Annotated in this window: 16 protein-coding genes and 1 tRNA gene; 10 read left to right on the forward strand and 7 right to left on the reverse strand. The window is 66.2% G+C overall.

All coding sequences use genetic code 11. From position 1 onward, the window contains the following. Positions 1 to 2 precede the first annotated feature (2 nt). Together IDT60_RS00140 and IDT60_RS00145 are read right to left on the reverse strand one after the other, a co-directional pair. A complete protein-coding gene (locus IDT60_RS00140; protein ID WP_164206603.1) occupies positions 3 to 485 on the reverse strand; it encodes an FHA domain-containing protein in 483 nt (160 codons plus the stop codon). Positions 486 to 490: 5 nt separating this feature from the next. Continuing rightward, the gene (locus tag IDT60_RS00145) at positions 491 to 1234 is read right to left on the reverse strand and encodes a DUF3662 and FHA domain-containing protein (RefSeq protein ID WP_164203714.1); all 744 of its coding nucleotides are present in this window, start codon (positions 1232 to 1234) and stop codon (positions 491 to 493) included. Between the two features lie 331 nt (positions 1235 to 1565). Between IDT60_RS00145 and IDT60_RS00150 the strand changes: the two genes are divergently transcribed. After that, positions 1566 to 1648: transfer RNA gene (locus tag IDT60_RS00150), tRNA-Leu, on the forward strand. A gap of 64 nt (positions 1649 to 1712) precedes the next feature. Here the strand turns inward: IDT60_RS00150 and IDT60_RS00155 are convergent. Further along, positions 1713 to 2450, reverse strand: coding sequence for a TetR/AcrR family transcriptional regulator (locus IDT60_RS00155; RefSeq protein WP_191080408.1), 738 nt, complete (start codon positions 2448 to 2450; stop codon positions 1713 to 1715). A 108-nt stretch (positions 2451 to 2558) separates the two neighbouring features. Between IDT60_RS00155 and IDT60_RS00160 the strand changes: the two genes are divergently transcribed. Together IDT60_RS00160 and IDT60_RS00165 are read left to right on the forward strand one after the other, a co-directional pair. Then, entirely contained in the window at positions 2559 to 3959 is a 1401-nt protein-coding gene (locus IDT60_RS00160; RefSeq protein ID WP_191080409.1) for an NAD(P)/FAD-dependent oxidoreductase, read from the forward strand. 50 nt (positions 3960 to 4009) lie between these two features. Further along, on the forward strand, positions 4010 to 5575 hold the full coding sequence (locus IDT60_RS00165) for an APC family permease (protein WP_223883828.1): 1566 nt from the start codon (positions 4010 to 4012) through the stop codon (positions 5573 to 5575). An 18-nt stretch (positions 5576 to 5593) separates the two neighbouring features. On the opposite strand, the gene IDT60_RS00170 is transcribed toward IDT60_RS00165, so the two are convergent. Then, positions 5594 to 5980 (reverse strand): universal stress protein, encoded by a 387-nt coding sequence (locus IDT60_RS00170; protein WP_191080410.1) that lies wholly within the window; start codon positions 5978 to 5980, stop codon positions 5594 to 5596. After that, complete coding sequence (locus IDT60_RS00175; protein ID WP_191080411.1) at positions 5977 to 6927, reverse strand: 2-hydroxyacid dehydrogenase; 951 nt, start codon at positions 6925 to 6927, stop codon at positions 5977 to 5979. Before IDT60_RS00175 ends, IDT60_RS00170 begins: the two co-directional genes overlap by 4 nt. A 305-nt stretch (positions 6928 to 7232) precedes the next feature. Here IDT60_RS00175 and IDT60_RS00180 point away from each other — a divergent pair, with 305 nt between their 5' ends. The 6 genes from IDT60_RS00180 (at position 7233) to IDT60_RS00205 (ending at position 13637) form a co-directional block, all read left to right on the forward strand. Beyond that, a complete protein-coding gene (locus IDT60_RS00180) occupies positions 7233 to 8792 on the forward strand; it encodes an ABC transporter substrate-binding protein (protein WP_191080412.1) in 1560 nt (519 codons plus the stop codon). Positions 8793 to 8819: 27 nt separating this feature from the next. Continuing rightward, on the forward strand, positions 8820 to 9749 hold the full coding sequence (locus IDT60_RS00185) for an ABC transporter permease (RefSeq protein WP_191080413.1): 930 nt from the start codon (positions 8820 to 8822) through the stop codon (positions 9747 to 9749). A gap of 187 nt (positions 9750 to 9936) precedes the next feature. Next, positions 9937 to 10755, forward strand: coding sequence for an ABC transporter permease (locus tag IDT60_RS00190; protein WP_223883829.1), 819 nt, complete (start codon positions 9937 to 9939; stop codon positions 10753 to 10755). Then, positions 10752 to 11900 (forward strand): ABC transporter ATP-binding protein, encoded by a 1149-nt coding sequence (locus IDT60_RS00195; protein WP_223883830.1) that lies wholly within the window; start codon positions 10752 to 10754, stop codon positions 11898 to 11900. Before IDT60_RS00190 ends, IDT60_RS00195 begins: the two co-directional genes overlap by 4 nt. Beyond that, complete coding sequence (locus IDT60_RS00200; protein WP_191080414.1) at positions 11893 to 12915, forward strand: ABC transporter ATP-binding protein; 1023 nt, start codon at positions 11893 to 11895, stop codon at positions 12913 to 12915. The genes IDT60_RS00195 and IDT60_RS00200 overlap by 8 nt, the downstream gene beginning before the upstream one ends. Continuing rightward, positions 12912 to 13637 (forward strand): sulfite exporter TauE/SafE family protein, encoded by a 726-nt coding sequence (locus IDT60_RS00205; protein WP_191080415.1) that lies wholly within the window; start codon positions 12912 to 12914, stop codon positions 13635 to 13637. The genes IDT60_RS00200 and IDT60_RS00205 overlap by 4 nt, the downstream gene beginning before the upstream one ends. A gap of 6 nt (positions 13638 to 13643) precedes the next feature. Here the strand turns inward: IDT60_RS00205 and IDT60_RS00210 are convergent, their stop codons facing one another. Next, entirely contained in the window at positions 13644 to 14714 is a 1071-nt protein-coding gene (locus IDT60_RS00210) for a 2-hydroxyacid dehydrogenase (protein WP_223883831.1), read from the reverse strand. Beyond that, positions 14708 to 16009 (reverse strand): glucarate dehydratase family protein, encoded by a 1302-nt coding sequence (locus IDT60_RS00215; RefSeq protein WP_191081758.1) that lies wholly within the window; start codon positions 16007 to 16009, stop codon positions 14708 to 14710. The genes IDT60_RS00210 and IDT60_RS00215 overlap by 7 nt, the downstream gene beginning before the upstream one ends. A 132-nt stretch (positions 16010 to 16141) precedes the next feature. On the opposite strand from IDT60_RS00215, the gene IDT60_RS00220 reads away from it, so the two are divergent. After that, on the forward strand, positions 16142 to 17080 hold the full coding sequence (locus tag IDT60_RS00220) for a LysR family transcriptional regulator (protein ID WP_164203680.1): 939 nt from the start codon (positions 16142 to 16144) through the stop codon (positions 17078 to 17080). Positions 17081 to 17103: the final 23 nt, after the last annotated feature.

A 17103-nucleotide genomic window follows, 5' to 3' on the forward strand; every position in this document is an offset into this window, starting at 1 on the left:
TGCTATGGCCTCAATTCGATGACCGTCTTGCCGATTCTCACGGGTACGCCAAGCTCAACGGGCAGGGCCCGGGTAAGTTGCTGGTCGGCCAGATAGGTGCCGTTGGTGGAGCCGAGGTCCTCGATGAACCAGCGGCTGCCTTGCGGGAACAGCCGTGCGTGGCGGCCCGAGGCGTAGTCGTCTTCGAGGACCAAGGTTGCTTCCTGGGCCCGGCCCAACAGGATGGGGCTGGCGGCGAGCGGAACTGTGGTGCCTTTCAGCGGGCCTTCGGTGACCACCAGCTGGTGGGCCTGCTGCTTGAGCGGCTGCGGGGGAGCCTCGGCCAGCTCAGGGTTTTTGCGGACCTGCCTCGCGGTGGGCGTCCCGGCGGCCGCTTTCCGGCCTACCATCAGGTCGCGGCGCATGGCCGACACGATACTGAAAATGAGGACCCAGAGCAGGATCAGGAAACCAAACCGCAGGGCGGTGATGGTCAGTTCGCTCATGTCGCTCATGCGCGGCCACCAGGGTTGGCGGGAAGCAGGCGGAAGATGATCTTTGTCCGTCCCATCGTGATGGTGGAGCCGTCGGTCAGTTCGGTGCTGCCCGCTACTTTGTGGCCGTTAACGTAGCTGCCGTTGGTGGAGCCCAGATCAACAGCACTGGTGACGCCGCTGGCTGTGCGGATCTCCAGGTGGCGGCGGGACACGCCGGTGTCGTCAACCAGGATGTCGGCTTCCGAGGAACGGCCCAGGACGATGGACGGGGCATTGAGGGAGTACCTCTGGCCGTCGATGTCCAGGACGGGCTGCAGCCGGACCGGCGGGCGGGTTGGTGCGGCCGGCATGTTGGGCCGGGGCGCGGGTGAGCCCGAACCGCCGGAGGACTTCTCCGTGGACGAGGCAATTTCGAAATCGCCAGCACGGAGTTCCTCGGCGCGGCGGAAAGAAATCCGGACCGGACCCTGCAGGGTGTAGCCCTGGCTGCGGACGTGGTTGATGACAACGTCGCACAGCTCTTCAGCCAGCGGTGTGCCCCACTCCTGCGCCCGGGTGAAGTCGTTCTCACTGAGTTGGACGTCGAACACGTTCGGTGCCAGCGTGCGGCCGGCCGCAACCGTGAGTGACTTGTGGTCCAATTCCCGGCGGAGGCGGCTGGCGATCTCCACCGGTTCCACCTGGGCCCGTGAGCCGGTGGAGAAGACACCGCGGACGGCCTTTTCGATGCCGCGCTCGACCTTGTCCAGCAATCCCATGGTCCTTCTCCTTTCCCCCCGGCAGCGGGGCAGTATTCGTTCCGGAACTCAACCGGCAGGGCAGTTAAGTACGCAGTGCTCCGCCGTGCAGCGGCAGGCACTACTACATCAGATACTACTGGGCAGGCCTGTGAATGACCTTAATCCCGACCGGCCGGGCGGCCGGAAAAGTTCGGATTTCCGCGCGAACCGGGGCTTCCGCGGCGGCGGACCCGGCGGCCTCCGGAGCTCAATTGGTGTTTTACCGGTGGTGTCCGTTATGCTTGATCTCGCTGCTTTTACAAGGTTGCGGATACGGGAAACCGGCCGCGATTCGAGGAAAAGAAGTTGCGCGCGAGTGGCGGAACGGCAGACGCGCTGGCTTCAGGTGCCAGTGTCCGAAAGGGCGTGGGGGTTCAAATCCCCCCTCGCGCACGCAATTGAAGGAACCCCGGTCTTCGGACCGGGGTTCCTTTGTTTAACGCCGTCTAACGCCGGCTTACTGCCGCAAAGCGCCGAAGCCCGCAATCAGGGCCTCGAGCCCCAGGCTGAACGCCACGTCTGCAGGGTTCTCGTATCCCTGGGCGGCCAGGCTCCGGACTGCCCCCGTGAAGCTCGGCGTAGATTCGGCCATGGTGCCGGAATCGAAAATGTCCGCCGGGGCGGTGACGTCGAAGGCCGAGCCGAAGATGAACGATTCCAGGGCAACGATGGCGGACACAATCCGCTCCTCCGGAAAACCGGCCGCCCGGAAGCCGGCACTGACGGTCTCGTACATGGCAAGCGTCTGGGGCGCGTCAGTGACGGGAAGCACCGCGATGACAGGGATCAGGGGAGTGTGCTCCGCGAAGACAGCCCGGTAACTCCAGGCCCACTTCCGCACCGCGGACTCCCAGGGTTCCGCGGCGAAGGCCGTCACATCCACCAGGGCAGTCAAATGGTCTTCGACGAGCAGGAGCACGTCCCGCTTGGATGCCACATGGTTGTACAGGGCCGACGGCGCCACGTTCAGTGAGCGGGCCAGCGCGGCCATGGTGAGTCCGGCGTAGCCGTTCCTGCTGACGAGCCGCAGCGCCGCAGTGGTGATTCCCGCCAGGTCCAGGATGGCGGCAGGCGGCCGACCCGCGCGGCGCCGTTCCGGACCGGATTTCGGTGCGGTTTCGCGATTCCGGGTGAGGGGTGGATCGGCAGGGGACTCCGGCATTGCTGGCCTTTCTGCGGGCAGTGTCCCCAGCATTATTCCACCGGCCCCTTCCGCACCTGCCCCGCACCAGCTATAGTCCTTCTAAATGAATGGCATTCATTTAGTGCTTCGTATCACTCGAAGCGCCGGAGAGAGGACATCATGCTGAACTTTGACCGCGACGTTGTAATCGTTGGCGCCGGACCATCCGGGCTCACCGCTGCCCGTGAACTGAAGAAGGCCGGCCTCACCGTGGCAGTGCTGGAAGCGCGGGACCGCGTGGGCGGCCGGACCTGGACGGACACCATCGCCGGCGCCATGCTGGAAATCGGCGGCCAGTGGGTCTCGCCGGATCAGACAGCACTGCTGGAACTCCTGGCTGAGCTAGGCCTGGAGACGTACTCCCGCTACCGTGAGGGCGAGTCCGTGTACATCGGAGCGGACGGCCGGAAGACCCGTTATACCGGCGAGTCCTTTCCGGTAAGTGCAGCCACCCGGATGGAAATGGACAAGCTGGTCGGCATCCTGGACGGCCTCGCGGCGGAAATCGGCGCCACCGAACCCTGGGCACACCCCAAAGCCCGCGAACTGGACACCGTTTCCTTCCACCACTGGCTCCGCCAAAACTCCAGCGACGAGGAGGCCTGCAACAACATTGGCCTGTTCATCGCCGGTGGCATGCTCACCAAGCCCGCCCACGCGTTTTCGGCACTGCAGGCGGTCCTGATGGCCGCCTCCGCCGGGTCCTTCAGCCATCTCACCGACGAAGACTTCATCCTGGACAAGCGGGTCATCGGCGGGATGCAGCAGGTCTCCTTGCTGCAGGCACAGGAGCTGGGTGCCGACGTCGTACTTAACAGTCCGGTGCGCACCGTCATCTGGGAGGAGAGCGGGCACGGCGTCACCGTTGTTTCGGAGCGCGCCACAGTGAACGCCCGGTTTGTGATCATGGCCGTGCCTCCGAACCTTTACTCGCGGGTCTCCTTCAACCCTCCGCTACCGCGGCGGCAGCACCAGATGCACCAGCACCAGTCGCTGGGCCTGGTGATCAAGGTCCACGCCGTCTACAGCACTCCGTTCTGGCGTGAAGACGGACTGTCCGGCACGGGATTCGGTGCCGGATCGCTGGTCCAGGAGGTCTACGACAACACCAACCACGGTGATTCACGTGGAACGCTGGTGGGATTCGTGTCGGATGAAAAGGCCGACGCCGTCTTCGAGCTGAGTGCCGGGGACCGCCGCCGCGCCATCCTGGAATCGATCGCCGGCTTCCTGGGGGATAAAGCCCTGACGCCGGAGGTGTACTACGAATCCGACTGGGGCTCGGAGGAGTGGACCCGGGGCGCCTATGCAGCGAGCTATGACCTGGGCGGGCTGCACCGTTACGGCAAGGACCAGCACGCCCCCGTCGGCCCCATCTACTGGTGCTCCTCGGACATCGCCGCAGAAGGTTACCAGCACGTTGACGGCGCCGTCCGCATGGGGCGGCGCACGGCGGCGGGCATCCTGGCTGCAGCGGGGGAATCCCGCGCGCCACACGAGGCCGTGGCTGCCGTCGGCTAAGCGCATCGGTTCCACCCATTCAGCGTCGAATGAACCAGAGAGGCAAGGCCATGAGTTCCAAAGAAGTGACTGCGCAGCTGCCCGGCAGCCCCGACAAATTGCCCGGTAATGACCTGCCCGGTAAAGATCCGGCCGGGAATGGCCTGAGCAGCAAGGGCCTGAAGGCCGGGGCAGTGGGGCTGGTGGGGGCCGTCGTCATCGGGGTTTCCTGCATTGCGCCGGCGTACACGCTGACGGCGGCGCTGGGGCCAACGGTCTCGGAGGTTGGAGTCCAGCTGCCGGCGATCTTCCTGGTGGGCTTTATCCCCATGATTTTGGTGGCGCTCGGCTACCGGGAACTGAACAATGCAATGCCCGACGCCGGCACCTCGTTTACGTGGGCATCGCGCGCCTTTGGTCCGTGGATCGGGTGGATGGGCGGCTGGGGGCTGATCGCTGCCACCATTATTGTGCTGTCCAACCTGGCAGCCGTCGCCGTCGATTTCTTCTACCTCATGCTGGCCCAGCTGTTCGGGAACCCGGAGCTGGGCGAGCTGAGCAAGAACCTTCCGCTGAACATCGCCACCACGCTGGTGTTCATCGCTGTGGCCTGCTGGATTTCGTACCGGGGCATGGAAGCCACTAAGAGCGTGCAGTATGTCCTTGTGGCGTTCCAGCTGCTGGTGCTGGGCTGGTTTGCCGTGGCCGCCTTCAGCCACGTGGCCAACGGGACGGCGTTTGATGCGACGGCCATCTCCCCGGACTGGTTCAATCCGTTCGCGGTGGGGTCCTTCTCGGCTTTCGCGGCCGGAGTTTCGCTCTCCATCTTCATTTACTGGGGCTGGGACGTCACCCTGACCATGAACGAGGAAACCAGGAACCCGGAGAAGACTCCGGGGCGGGCGGCCACCGTCACCGTCGTGGTGATTGTGGCGATCTACATGACCGTGGCGCTGGCCACCCTGTCCTTTGCGGGCGTCGGCGACACGGGCCTGGGAGCCGGAAATCCGGAGAACCAGTCGAGCATCTTCGCTGTCCTCGCCGGGCCGGTGATGGGACCGTTCGCCATCCTGATGTCCCTCGCGATCCTGAGCAGTTCGGCTGCCTCGCTGCAGTCCACGTTTGTCTCGCCCGCGCGGACCTTGCTGTCGATGGGTCACTACAAGGCACTCCCGGGGCGCTTCGGCAAGGTCAGCCCGCGGTTCAAGTCCCCGAGCTACGCCACCATCGCCGCGGGCGCTGCAGCTGCGGGCTTCTATGTCATCACCCGGACCACCTCGGAGAACGCGCTGTGGGACACCATTACGGCGCTGGGGATGATGATCTGCTTCTACTACGGCATCACAGCACTGGCCTGCGTCTGGTTCTTCCGGGCCCAGGCGTTCAGCAACGGCCGTTCCTTCTTCTTCAAGTTCCTGGCGCCGCTGCTGGGCGGCGTCATCCTGCTGGTGATGTTCTTCAAGACCGCGTCCGATTCCATGGATCCCGGGTACGGCTCCGGATCATCGGTGGGCGGGGTGGGGATGGTGTTCATCCTGGGCATGGGCGTGATCCTGCTGGGCGTGGTGGTCATGCTGGTGATGTCCCGGCTGCAGCCCGGGTTTTTCAAGGGGCAGGTGCTGGCCCGCGGAAACTGAGCGGGCAGCCCCTGCCGCTCAGGTGCGCGGGCCGACGTCGGCCTTAACAGCGGTCACCGGACAGCCGGCTTCCAGGATGACCCGCTGGGCGGTGCTGCCGAGGAAGAGCTTCCCCACGGGGGAACGCCGGCGCACACCGATAACAACCAGCTCAACGTCCTCTTCATAGGACGCGTCGATCATGAGGTCTGCCGCCTCGTCGCCGTCACCTTCGCGAAGGAACGCCGGCACGCCTGCTGCGTCAGCGATGGCATTGCGGATGTCCGCTTCTGCGTCCTTGGAACCCTGGCCGGGGACCGGACCCAGGATCTGCAGGTCCGTCCGCCGAAGCGCTGCTTCCCGGATTGCTGCGCTCAGGGCGGCCCGGCCCTCCTGCGTGGCGACGTAGCCCACCGCCACGCTCATGGCTGGACCGCCGTCACGAGGGTTCCCTCGGCCGCGAACCGGCGAAGGTTGGCGAGGGTCAGTTCAGCCATTGCCGCCCTGGTTTCGTGGGTGCCGCTGCCCAAGTGGGGCAGGAGCACCACGTTGTCGAGTGCCAGGAGGTCTTCGGGGACCTTCGGCTCATCGGCAAAAACGTCCAGGCCTGCCCCTGCGAGCCGGCCGCCAAGCAGGGCAGCAACAAGGGCATCCTCGTCAACCACGGATCCCCGGGCGATGTTGATGAGGTAGCCATTGGGACCGAGCGCCTCAATAACACCGGCGTCAACGAGCCGCGCCGAATCAGGTCCGCCCGCGGCGGCGACAATCAGGACGTCACAGCCCTCCGCGAGGTCGCGGGGTGACGCTTTGTACTCGTATGCCACGCCGTCCACGGGATTGCGGCTGTGGTAGCTGATGGCACAATCGAACCCTTCCAGCCGGCGCGCAATGACCCGCCCGATCCGGCCCAGGCCGAGGATGCCCACCCGCTTTCCGCTCGCTTTGGTGGCAAGGGGAAAGTTTCCCTTGCCGAGCCAGTCGCCGCGGCGGACGAACCTGTCCGCCGCGCTGGTCTGGCGCAGCACGTCCAAGTACAGAGCCATGGCCGTGTCAGCCACGCAGTCGTTGAGGACATCAGGGGTGTTGCTGACAGCGATGCCGCGTTCGGCGGCCTGCGCCACGTCCGTGGTGTCATACCCGACGCCGAAATTGACCACGGCGCGGAGGTTCGGCAGTGCGCGCATAAGTTCGGTACCCACACCGACTTTTCCGGACGTCACGGCGACGTCGAAGGTGCCGCCGTGCTGCTGCAGGAATTCTTCCCGCCCCGGGCCGGGGTCCGGCAGCCGGACAGCTCCGTACTCGCTGGTGATGGCATCTTGGACGGCTGGCATGAGGGGCCCTACCTGGAGGACGGCGATGTTCTTCATACCTGCACAGTAGGTTTCTGATCCATACGCGTCCAACATGTAAATGGCATGGTTCGATGCCCGAAGTGGATTGATCGGACGACTCTGGCGGAACGGCGCGGATTTCCGGGCGGAGTGGCGCCCATCACAGGTCGTGCGGGCGGTGCCGCGGTCCCCCCGCCCGTCCCCGGCGGCCGCAAAAACCTTGTGGAGCCCACTGACCTGAAATAGCTTGAGTCCAGCGCGGCCCAAGCAGCTGTTCCCGATGACCCGTCCCGGGCTCCGGAATCAGCCCGCTGCCGCAATATCCAATTCGGAGGAACCCAATGATGTCTTCTTCAAAGCTCTCCTTTCCCGCTGCCGCACTCAAATGGCCGGCCCTGGCCTCCGTTGCGGTGCTGGGCCTAAGCGGTTGTTCGGTTGCCAACACCGAAGCAACCGGCAGCTCCTCCACCACCGTCCGTGTGGTGCTCGGCCAGGAGCCGCCCACCCTGGAAGCGTGTGAATCGAACCTGACGTCCACCGGTGTGGTGGTGCGGTCCAACGTCACCGAACCGCTGATCGAGCGTAATCCCCAGAGTGGCGAGCTGGAACCCAAGCTCGCCACCGAATGGAAAGCCACCAGTGACACCGAATGGACACTCAAGCTTCGCGAAGGCGTGACCTTTCAGGACGGCACGCCGTTCAACGCCGATGCCGCCGCGTTCACCATCGAACGGGCCGTCAACTCGAAGCTCGGCTGCAACGTGGAAGGCTACGTCTTCGGTGATGCAGACCTTGTTGTAAAGGCCGTGGATGCCACCACCCTCACCGTCACCACTCCGGAGCCTGACCCCATCCTGCCGCTGCGGCTCTCGTTCCTTGAAGTAGTGCCGACTTCCACGAGCGCCACCGAAAAGGTCCGCGAGCCGATCGGAACGGGCCCCTACAAGATCGAGACGTGGGACGCCGGCCAGAAGATCACCCTCGCCAGCTGGGACGGCTACTGGGGAGACAAGCCCGCCTACGCCAAGGCGGAGTACCAGTGGCGTTCCGAAAGTTCCGTGCGCGCTGCCATGATCACCAGCGGCGAAGCGGACGTGGCCATGGGGCTCAGCCCGGACGACAACATCGGCGACCTCGGCCTGGACTACCCCAACAACGAGACTGTGGCCCTGCGCCTTGACGCCAACGAGGCGCCGCTCAACGACATCCGCGTCCGCCAGGCCATCAACTTCGCCATTGACAAAGAAGGAATCGTCAACTCGCTCTACCAGGGCAAGCACCAGGTGGCCGCGCAGCTGGTCCCCGAGGGAATCGTGGGGCACAACTCCGCGCTGGAAGGCTGGGCATTCGACCTGGAAAAGGCCAAGTCACTCGTTGCGGAAGCGAAGGCCGACGGCGTTGACACGTCCAAGCAGATTTCCATGGTGGTCCGCAGCGCCCAGTTCCCCAAGATCACCGAGCTGGGCCAGGTCCTGCAGGAGCAGCTGAGCCAGGCCGGCCTGAACGTCAAGCTCAAGATGCTTGAGACCAGCCAGCACCTGACCTACCAGGTCCGTCCCTTCCCCGAGGACGAAGGCGCAGTGGCGCTCATGACCCAGCACGGCAACCAGGCCGGCGACGCAGCCTTCACGGTGGACCAGTACATGCTCTCCACCGGCGCCCAAAGCTACTTCGGCACGCCGGAGTTCGACGCCATGATCAAGAAGGCCGACTCGGCTTCCGGCGACGAGCGGAAGAAGGCTTTCGAGGACATCTTCGCCTACCAGAACGACAAGGTTGTCCAGTTCGCACACATCTCCCACCAGACCGGCATCATCGGCAAGGCCAAGTCCGTGAACTACACGCCCAATTCGTCCAGCGGCGATGAACTGCGTGTCTCGGAAATGACCCCGGCAAGCTAACCCGTACTCCGGGAGAGAAGGACAGCCATGCTGATCTACTTGAGGAAGCGGATTGTCTCCAGCGCTCTGCCGCTGGTGGTGGTGATTGTCGGAGTGTTCGCGCTGGCCAGGATGACGGGCAACCCGGCCAGCCTGTACCTGCCGCTGAACGCCACGCAGCAGATGCGCGATGATTTCACCGAACGCAACGGCCTGGACCAGCCGCTGCTGGTACAGATGGCCGACTATTTCGGTGGCGTGCTCCGGCTCGACTTCGGGCAGTCGCTGCGGACCGGGCAGGACGCCGCCGCGATGGCGCTGCGTGCTTTCCCGGCCACCCTGCAGCTGGCGGCCACCACCATGGTGCTGGCCGTTATCCTGGCCGTGGTGGTGGGCTGCTGGGCAGCACTGAAGCCGAACGGCATCGCGGACCGCATCTCAAGTTTCGTCTCCATGGCCGCCGCCTCGATTCCGGACTTCTGGCTGGCGATCGTGGGCATCTGGATCTTCGCCATCACCCTGGGCTGGCTGCCGACATCCGGTGTGTCGGGAGCCAGCGCCTGGGTGCTGCCGATCGCCACGCTGCTTCTGCGGCCGTTCGGTGTGCTGGTCCAGATTGTCCGCGGCTCAATGGTCTCCGCACTGTCGGAGCCGTACATCAAGCTGGCCCGCAGCCGCGGTGCAGGAGAGCTCCGCGTGGTCACGCACCATGCGCTCCGCAACGCGGCTGCCCCGGCCCTCACGGTTGCCGGTGACCTGACCGTGGGCCTGGTCAACGGCGCGGTGGTGGTGGAAACCATCTTCGGCTGGCCGGGCATCGGCAAGCTTATGATCGATTCGATCCTGCAGCGGGACTTCGCGGTCCTGCAGGCAGCCGTCCTGCTCACCGCCGTCGCGATCTTCGCGCTGAACATCCTGATCGACATGGGCTACGCACTCTTGGACGCGCGCGTCCGTCCCGTCACGGTAAAGGCCTAGGAGTAGCCATGAAAAGTTCACTGAACGAGGGTTCGGCGCCGGAGCGCGTGCCAGCCGAATTCCATCCCGCCGAGAAAGACGGGCCCAACAACAAGGACGCGAAGCGGGCCTCTTCCGGCTCCTGCTCAAGGACCGCTTCGCCACCGTCTCGGCACTGATCCTGGTTTTCATCGGCCTGACAGCGCTGGTGGGCCCTGCGCTGATGGGTGACCTCGCCACAAAACAGAATCTGCTCTTCGCCAACAAAGCACCGTTCAATCCCGCATACGGCTGGGAATACTTCCTGGGCAGCGATTCCCTGGGCCGCAGCATGCTCGCCAGGCTCGTGGTGGCGAGCAGGACCACCCTGTCCGTCGCCCTGCCTGCGGTGGCCGTCGCCCTGCTGATCGGCTCCCTGTGGGGGGTCTGGGCCGGTTACCACCGCGGCTGGCGGGAGAACGTCTCCATGCGGATCGCCGACGTGATCATGAGCTTCCCCTCCCTGCTCCTCGCCGTCGTGGTCCTTTACGTGTTCAGCCCCAGCGCAGCGAACATCGTGCTGATCCTGGCCCTGACCCGTATCCCCATCTACCTGCGGACAGCGCGGGCGGAGAGCGCCGAGCTGCAGAGCCGCACGTTCGTGGACGCGGCACGCACCTTCGGCGCCAAACCCAACGCGATCATTGTCCGGCATGTCATCCCCGTGGTGCTGCCGACGCTGCTGACGCTGGCCACGCTGGAATTCTGCTACGTGATGCTCGCCGAATCCTCACTGAGCTTCCTGGGCATCGGCATCCAGCCGCCGGACGTCAGCTGGGGGCTGATGGTCTCCCAGGGCCGGCAATACCTGCAGACGGCCTGGTGGCTGTCCATCTTCCCCGGCGTCGCCATTGTGGTGACCACCATCGCCGCCAACGTCCTCGCCGCCTGGCTGCGGATCGCCACGGATCCGGCCCAGCGCTGGCGCCTGGCCCTTCCCCGCAAGCGGCTGATTGCCCGCATCCCAGCCAAGGAGGCACAGCCGTGAAAACAGCTGCCGAACAAGTACCCACCCGGGGCACCCGCGCCGCAGCATCCGCCGCAGGCGCCCGTGCCGCAGCCGGCCAGGCTAAGGCGCACGACGTCGTCCTGCAGGTCCGTGACCTCGCCGTGGACATCCGCACCCACCGCGGTACCGTGCGCGCCGTCAACAGCGTGGCCTTCGAAGCCCGGGCCGGCGAGACCCTGGCGCTGCTGGGCGAATCGGGCTGTGGAAAGTCCATGACAGCCAAGGCCCTGGCCGGGATCATGGACCCGGTCTGCGACCTGGCTGACGGGCAGATCATGCTCAACGGAACGGACCTGGCTGCGCTGAGCCCGAAAGAGCGGCTCAAGTTTGCCGGGCCAGAACTGGGCATCGTTTTCCAGGACGCCCTGACAGCGCTCAACCCTGTATATACAGTCGGAACACAGCTGGGGGAGGCCTTCCGCATCCACCGCGGCCTGAACGCCAAACAGGCACGGGTGGAAGCCATTGACCTGATGAAGCGCGTCGGCATTCCCGAGCCGGAATCACGGGTTAATTCCTACCCCCACCAGTTCTCCGGCGGCATGCGGCAGCGCATCCTGATCGCCATGGCGGTGGCGCTGAACCCGCGCCTGCTGATCGCTGACGAGCCGACCACTGCCCTGGACGTCACGGTCCAGGCGCAGATCATGCAGCTGCTGCGGAAACTCCGCGAAGAGGGCCAGATGGCTGTCATCCTCATCACGCACGACCTTGCGGTGGTGGCAGAGGAAGCCGACTCCGTAGCCGTGATGTACGCCGGCAACGTGGTGGAGTCCGGTCCTGTCTCCGAGGTCTTCGCCGACCCCCGGCACCCCTATACCAAGGGGCTGCTGGAATCCGTGCCGGTCCACCTGGAACGCGGCGCCCAGCTGAAGTCCATCCCCGGCAGCCCGCCGGAGCTTCACGACATCCCCAGCGGCTGCGTGTATCAGTCCCGCTGCCCGCTGGTGCAGGACATCTGCCGGGCCGAACGGCCCGTACTCCGCCCGGTGGGCGTGCCCGCCGGGGACGGCAGCGGCCCGGTACACACCGCCCCCGTCAACGCAGCCTCCCCTTCGGGGGACCAGCCGCGGCCCGCCCGTACCGCCGCGTGCCACTTCAGCGAGGAGATCAACAATGCCTGAGCTTCTGGAAATTGAGGGCCTGACCAAGACCTTCCACGTGGCCAAGAGCGCCAGCGGCAACACCCGGCTCAAGGCCCTGGACGGCATCAGCCTGACGGTGGGCCGCGGCGAGACCCTTGGCCTGGTGGGTGAGTCCGGCTGCGGCAAGTCCACGCTGGCGCGGACGTTGATGATGCTGGAAACGCCTGATGAAGGGACCGTGAGCTTCGAGGGGACCAACCCGTTCGGGCTCAAGGGAAAGGAACTGCTGGCCTGGCGCCGGCGGGTGCAGATGGTCTTCCAGGACCCGTTCGCGTCCCTGAACGCCCGGATGAACGCCGGGGACATCATCGCCGAACCGTGGGCCACGCACCGGAGCCTGTATCCGACATCGCGGGAACGCGAGGCCCGGGTCCGCGAACTCCTGCACATGGTGGGCCTCCGCCCTTCGGATGCGCGCAAGTCGCCGCAGGAGTTCTCCGGCGGCCAGCGCCAGCGCATCGGCATCGCCCGCGCCCTCGCCCTGAACCCGGATGTCATCATCCTCGACGAGCCCGTCTCGGCCCTCGATCTTTCGGTCCAGGCGCAGGTCTTGAACCTCCTCAACGAGCTCCAGCAGGAGCTTGGTGTGTCCTACATCTTCATCTCGCATGACCTGACCGTGGTCCGGCACGTGGCGGACCGGGTGGCCGTGATGTACCTCGGCCGGATCATCGAAACAGGGGCTACCGAAGAGGTCTTCGACCACCCCCGGCACCCCTACACGGCCGCCCTGATGTCGGCGTCGCCGAAGCTGGACGTCAGTGGAACCACGCGGGACCGTATCGTCCTGAAAGGCGAGCTGCCCTCGCCGCTGGATCCGCCGTCGGGCTGCCGGTTCCGGACACGGTGCTGGAAGGCCCAGGACATCTGTGCCGAAGTGGCACCGGAACCGCAGGTGCTGGCCGCCCCCGACGGCACCCGGCACGTTGCGGAGTGCCACTTCCCGCTCGACTCCATCAAGGGCCTGACGGGCGCCATCGCCTCCGCCCAGTGACCGGCAGCGAGTATGCCCTGATCGCCGGGGTGATCTTCCTGGCCGCCTGCCTGCAGGCGTCCAGCGGATTCGGCATGGGCATGCTCGCGGCGCCGGTGATCGCCATGGTGGATCCGTCCCTGCTGCCGGCCACACTGATCATCCTGGCGTTCCTGGTCACCGTGATGGTGACCGTTCGGGAACGGCAGAGCCTGGACCTCCGCGGCACGGGCTGGGCCTTGGTTGGGCGCGTTCCCGGCAGCTTCCTGGGCGCGTGGCTGGTGACGGCGCTGTCCCGGGAAGGCATGGCCTGGGTGGTGGTGGCCGTAGTACTGACCGGTCTGGTGCTGGCCGTCCGGGGCTGGTCGCCCAGGCCTGTCCGGAGCACCCTGATAGCAGCCGGGGCGGCCTCGGGAATCATGGGAACTGCCACGTCAATCGGCGGCCCGCCGATGGCCCTGGTCTGGCAGGGTCACGACGGGCCGCGCCTGCGGGGCACCATGAGCGCCTTCTTTATGGTGGGCTCGTCAATTTCGATGGTGATGCTCTGGATCACGGGCGCCGTCACGGCTGAGATGCTGGCCCTGGCGCTGTGGATGGTTCCGGCGGCCGTGGCCGGCTACGTGGCGTCCCGGTACGTGAACCGCTTCCTCAACGCCGGGCGCCTGAAGGCATTGGCCCTCGGCGCCTCGGCGTTGGGAAGCGTCCTGCTGATGGTGCAGCTGGTTTTTGCGGCTATTTAGAGGGGCCTATCTAGCCGGGCTGGCCGGCACGGCACTCAGCACCGGAGCCGGCCGGGCCACCACATTCCTGAGTTCTCCGCCGCGGGCCAGCAGGCCGATGTTGGCGGCGATGTCTGCCGCCCGGCGCTCGAAGGTCACGCGGGCGTGGCCGGAATGATGCGGGGTCAGCACGGTGTTCGGCAGGGAGGCGAACGGCAGTTCCGCCGGCGGCACCATACCGTCCGCAGGCGATCCCCACCAGACGTCCAGCCCGGCGCCGGCGATGCGCCGTTCCGTCAGGGCGGCGAACAGCGCGGCCTGGTCCACCACCGGACCGCGGGCGACATTAATAAGGAAGGCCGAAGGCTTCATGGCCGCCAGCTCGGCGGGCCCGATCATCCCTTCCGTGGCGGAATCCAGCGGTACCGTCACCACCACAACGTCGGAGGAGGCCAAAAGAGTGTGGAGCCCGTCATGTCCGCCCACCCAGTCCAGGCTGACTCCTTCCGGAAGCGGGGCCGCAGCGTTGCGCCGCACAGCGCGGACCTTCATGCCCAGCGCCGTGGCCACGCGCGCCACCTCAGAGCCGATGGATCCGAGGCCAACCAGCCCCAGCGTCAGGTCGGCCAGGACGGGATGGAACGGGACGTCGTCGGCCGTGGCAATGGTCCGCCACTGCCCCGCCCGGACAGCCCTGTCCGCCGCCGCCACGTTCCGGGTCAGCATCAGCGTGACCATCAGGACGTGCTCGGCGATGGGCCGTGCGTGGTGGAACGTGTTGGCCACAACTGCGGACGGTGCCAGGTGCGGAAACGAAATCTTGTCGTAGCCCGCCCCCGTGACGTGAACCAGCCTCGCCTGTGCCGCGGCTGCCGCTTCGGCGGGGCCGAGGGAGGAGCAGACCACGACGTCGGCACCCGCCAGGGCGTCCAGCCTGCGTTCCGGAGCCCACGCCGCCGCCATGTCCCAGCGGTGCGCACCGCCGTCGGCCTTCAATGCGTCCTCGAAGCGGCTGATGATGGGGTCCGTGACCACGATCTTCAGGGACTCCGGGCGCTCTGCGCCCCCCTGCGGGGCCTGCCCGGCGGCGGTCACCACCGCGGGCTCTGAAGCTCGTAGGAGGGGTGGAGCCGCTGCATGTAGCCGGTGTCGTCCCGGCTCGTGAGGCCGCAGTCGAGGTACTGGCGGTGCAGCCGCGCCAGGGCATCGCGGTCCAGCTCAATGCCCAGGCCCGGTCCGGTGGGCACCCGCACCGCGCCGTCCTTGAACGTGAACACACCGCCGGCAATAACGTCCTCGGAAGGGTCCTTCCAGGGCCAGTGCGTGTCGCACGCATAGTCCAGGTTGGGGGTGGCAGCCGCGAGGTGAACCATGGCGGCGAGGCTGATGCCCAGGTGGGAATTAGAGTGCATGGAGAGCCCCAACCCGAACGTGTCGGTGATGCCGGCCAGGAACTGCGTCCGGCGGAGGCCGCCCCAGAAGTGGTGGTCGGAGAGGATGACGTCCACGGCGCCGGCCGCCACCGCGGGGGCCACATCCGCGAAGCTGACCACGCACATGTTGGTTGCCAGCGGCATGCCAACTTCGCGGCGGACGGCGGCCATGCCCTCGATGCCGGGGGTGGGGTCCTCCAGGTACTCGAGCACGCCGTCGAGTTCCTTTCCCACGCGGATGGAGGTGTCCACGGTCCAGGCGCCGTTGGGATCGATGCGGAGCGGCAGGTCGGGGAATTCCGCCCGGAGCGCCTGGATGGCGGTGATCTCCTCCTCCGGCGGGAACACGCCGGCTTTCAGCTTGAGTGCGCTGAATCCGTACTGGTCCACCATGGTGCGGGCCTGCCGCACAATCCCGGCAGGGTCCAGGGCCGCTCCCCAGGCGTCATCTTCCTGGCCGGGGTGGCCGGCCCACTTGTAGAAGAGGTAGCCGCTGAAGTGGACTGTGTCCCGGACGGCGCCGCCGAGGAGGTCGCTGACCGGCCGGCCAAGGAGCTTGCCCTGGATGTCGAGGGCGGCGACGTCGAACGCGGACAGGACCCGGTCCGCCGTGCTGGACCCGGTGACCATGCCGCTCATGCCGTGGCCACCCTGGATGGTGTCCTGGACAAGCGCCTGGGAGATCCGGCTGTTCATCTGGTTGATGTTGAAGATGTCCGTCCCCGGCAGGGCGCCGGCGGCCAGCCGGAGCCTGGCAATGTGCCCGGCATCGCCGTACGTTTCACCGATGCCGGACACGCCGGAATCAGTGTGGACCTCCACGATGGCCCGCAAGGCGAACGGTTCGTGGACCCCAACCGTATTGAGCAGCGGCGGGTCCTTGAAAGCGACCGGAGTGATGGTCACGCCGGTAATCCGGGCCTGGTTGAGGTTGCGGGCGGGATCGTATGCCTGGTCCACTGCGCTGTGCTCCTTGGGTTGGCTTGTGGGCTCCGGAGGGTTGATTTCCGCGCCCTGTTCACCGACCATAAGGTGAGCCATCGATCCAAGTCCAAGCTAATTTATGCACTCAACAATTCAGTAAGGGTATAGATGTTTTCGCTGCCCCAGTTAGAAGCGTTTGTCGCCGTCGCGGAGGAGCTGCACTTCGGTGCCGCAGCCGAGCGGCTGAACATGACGCAGCCGCCGTTGAGCCGCCAGATCCAAATGCTTGAAAAGAAGCTGGGGACCCAGCTGTTCGGCCGGACCAGCCGGAAGGTGGAACTCACGGCAGCCGGCGCCACCCTGCTGCCGAGGGCGCGCCAGATCCTGGACATGTGTATCAAGACCGACCTGGACGTGCGTCGGGTTTCGTCGGGCCAGGCGGGCACCATTACGGTGGGCTACACAGCCATCGCCGGGCAGAGTGCGTTGCCCCTGATGCTGCGCTCGGCCGCCGAAGGGATGCCGGGAGTGTCCTTTGTGCTCCGGGAACTGGTGTCGACGGACCAGATGGACGGGCTGGTCAAGGGCAGTGTGGACATTGGCCTGCTGCGGCCCATCGTGGCCCGGCCCGGGGTTGTCTGCCGGCCGCTGATGCAGGACCGCCTGGTGGTGGCCCTGCCCATGGGAAGCACCCTGCTGGGGAACATGGCGCCGCCGTCCGGCGAGCCGCTTCCGCTGGGCCTATTGGACCACCTGCCGCTGCTGATGTACTCCACCAAGGAGGCACGCTACTTCCATGACCTGGTGCTGCGGCTGTTTGCCAGTGCCGGTGCCCACGCCAACATCACCCAGTACGCCAGCCAAGTTCCGGCGCTCCTGGCCTTTGTCCAGGCCGGACTGGGCGTGACCCTGGTGCCTGCCTCCGCGATGGCCTTCGCGCCGGCCGGCGTGGAGTTCCACGAGATCGACGGGCGGCACGGCATGTTTGAGCTGAACCGGGTGGAGCTGGACGTGGCGTGGAATGAGGAGACGGCCAACCCCGCCGTCCTGAGGTTGCTGGAGCTGATCGAGCCGATCGCCGCAGCAGCCTTGCCGACGGCGGGCTGACGCGGCTGCTGCTGCGGCCGCCG

This window comes from Pseudarthrobacter sp. BIM B-2242 (genome assembly GCF_014764445.1).
Classification (GTDB): Bacteria; Actinomycetota; Actinomycetes; order Actinomycetales; family Micrococcaceae; genus Arthrobacter; species Arthrobacter luteus_A.

Excerpts from the sequence above, each read along its gene's own strand:
- IDT60_RS00180 (WP_191080412.1), top strand. The coding sequence starts at position 7,233 with ATGATGTCTTCTTCAAAGCTCTCCTTTCCCGCTGCCGCACTCAAATGG.
- IDT60_RS00170 (WP_191080410.1), bottom strand. The coding sequence starts at position 5,980 with ATGAGCGTGGCGGTGGGCTACGTCGCCACGCAGGAGGGCCGGGCCGCC.
- IDT60_RS00165 (WP_223883828.1), top strand. The coding sequence starts at position 4,010 with ATGAGTTCCAAAGAAGTGACTGCGCAGCTGCCCGGCAGCCCCGACAAA.
- IDT60_RS00185 (WP_191080413.1), top strand. The coding sequence starts at position 8,820 with ATGCTGATCTACTTGAGGAAGCGGATTGTCTCCAGCGCTCTGCCGCTG.
- IDT60_RS00175 (WP_191080411.1), bottom strand. The coding sequence starts at position 6,927 with ATGAAGAACATCGCCGTCCTCCAGGTAGGGCCCCTCATGCCAGCCGTC.
- IDT60_RS00160 (WP_191080409.1), top strand. The coding sequence starts at position 2,559 with ATGCTGAACTTTGACCGCGACGTTGTAATCGTTGGCGCCGGACCATCC.
- IDT60_RS00145 (WP_164203714.1), bottom strand. The coding sequence starts at position 1,234 with ATGGGATTGCTGGACAAGGTCGAGCGCGGCATCGAAAAGGCCGTCCGC.
- IDT60_RS00155 (WP_191080408.1), bottom strand. The coding sequence starts at position 2,450 with ATGCTGGGGACACTGCCCGCAGAAAGGCCAGCAATGCCGGAGTCCCCT.
- IDT60_RS00220 (WP_164203680.1), top strand. The coding sequence starts at position 16,142 with ATGTTTTCGCTGCCCCAGTTAGAAGCGTTTGTCGCCGTCGCGGAGGAG.
- IDT60_RS00140 (WP_164206603.1), bottom strand. The coding sequence starts at position 485 with ATGAGCGAACTGACCATCACCGCCCTGCGGTTTGGTTTCCTGATCCTG.
- IDT60_RS00200 (WP_191080414.1), top strand. The coding sequence starts at position 11,893 with ATGCCTGAGCTTCTGGAAATTGAGGGCCTGACCAAGACCTTCCACGTG.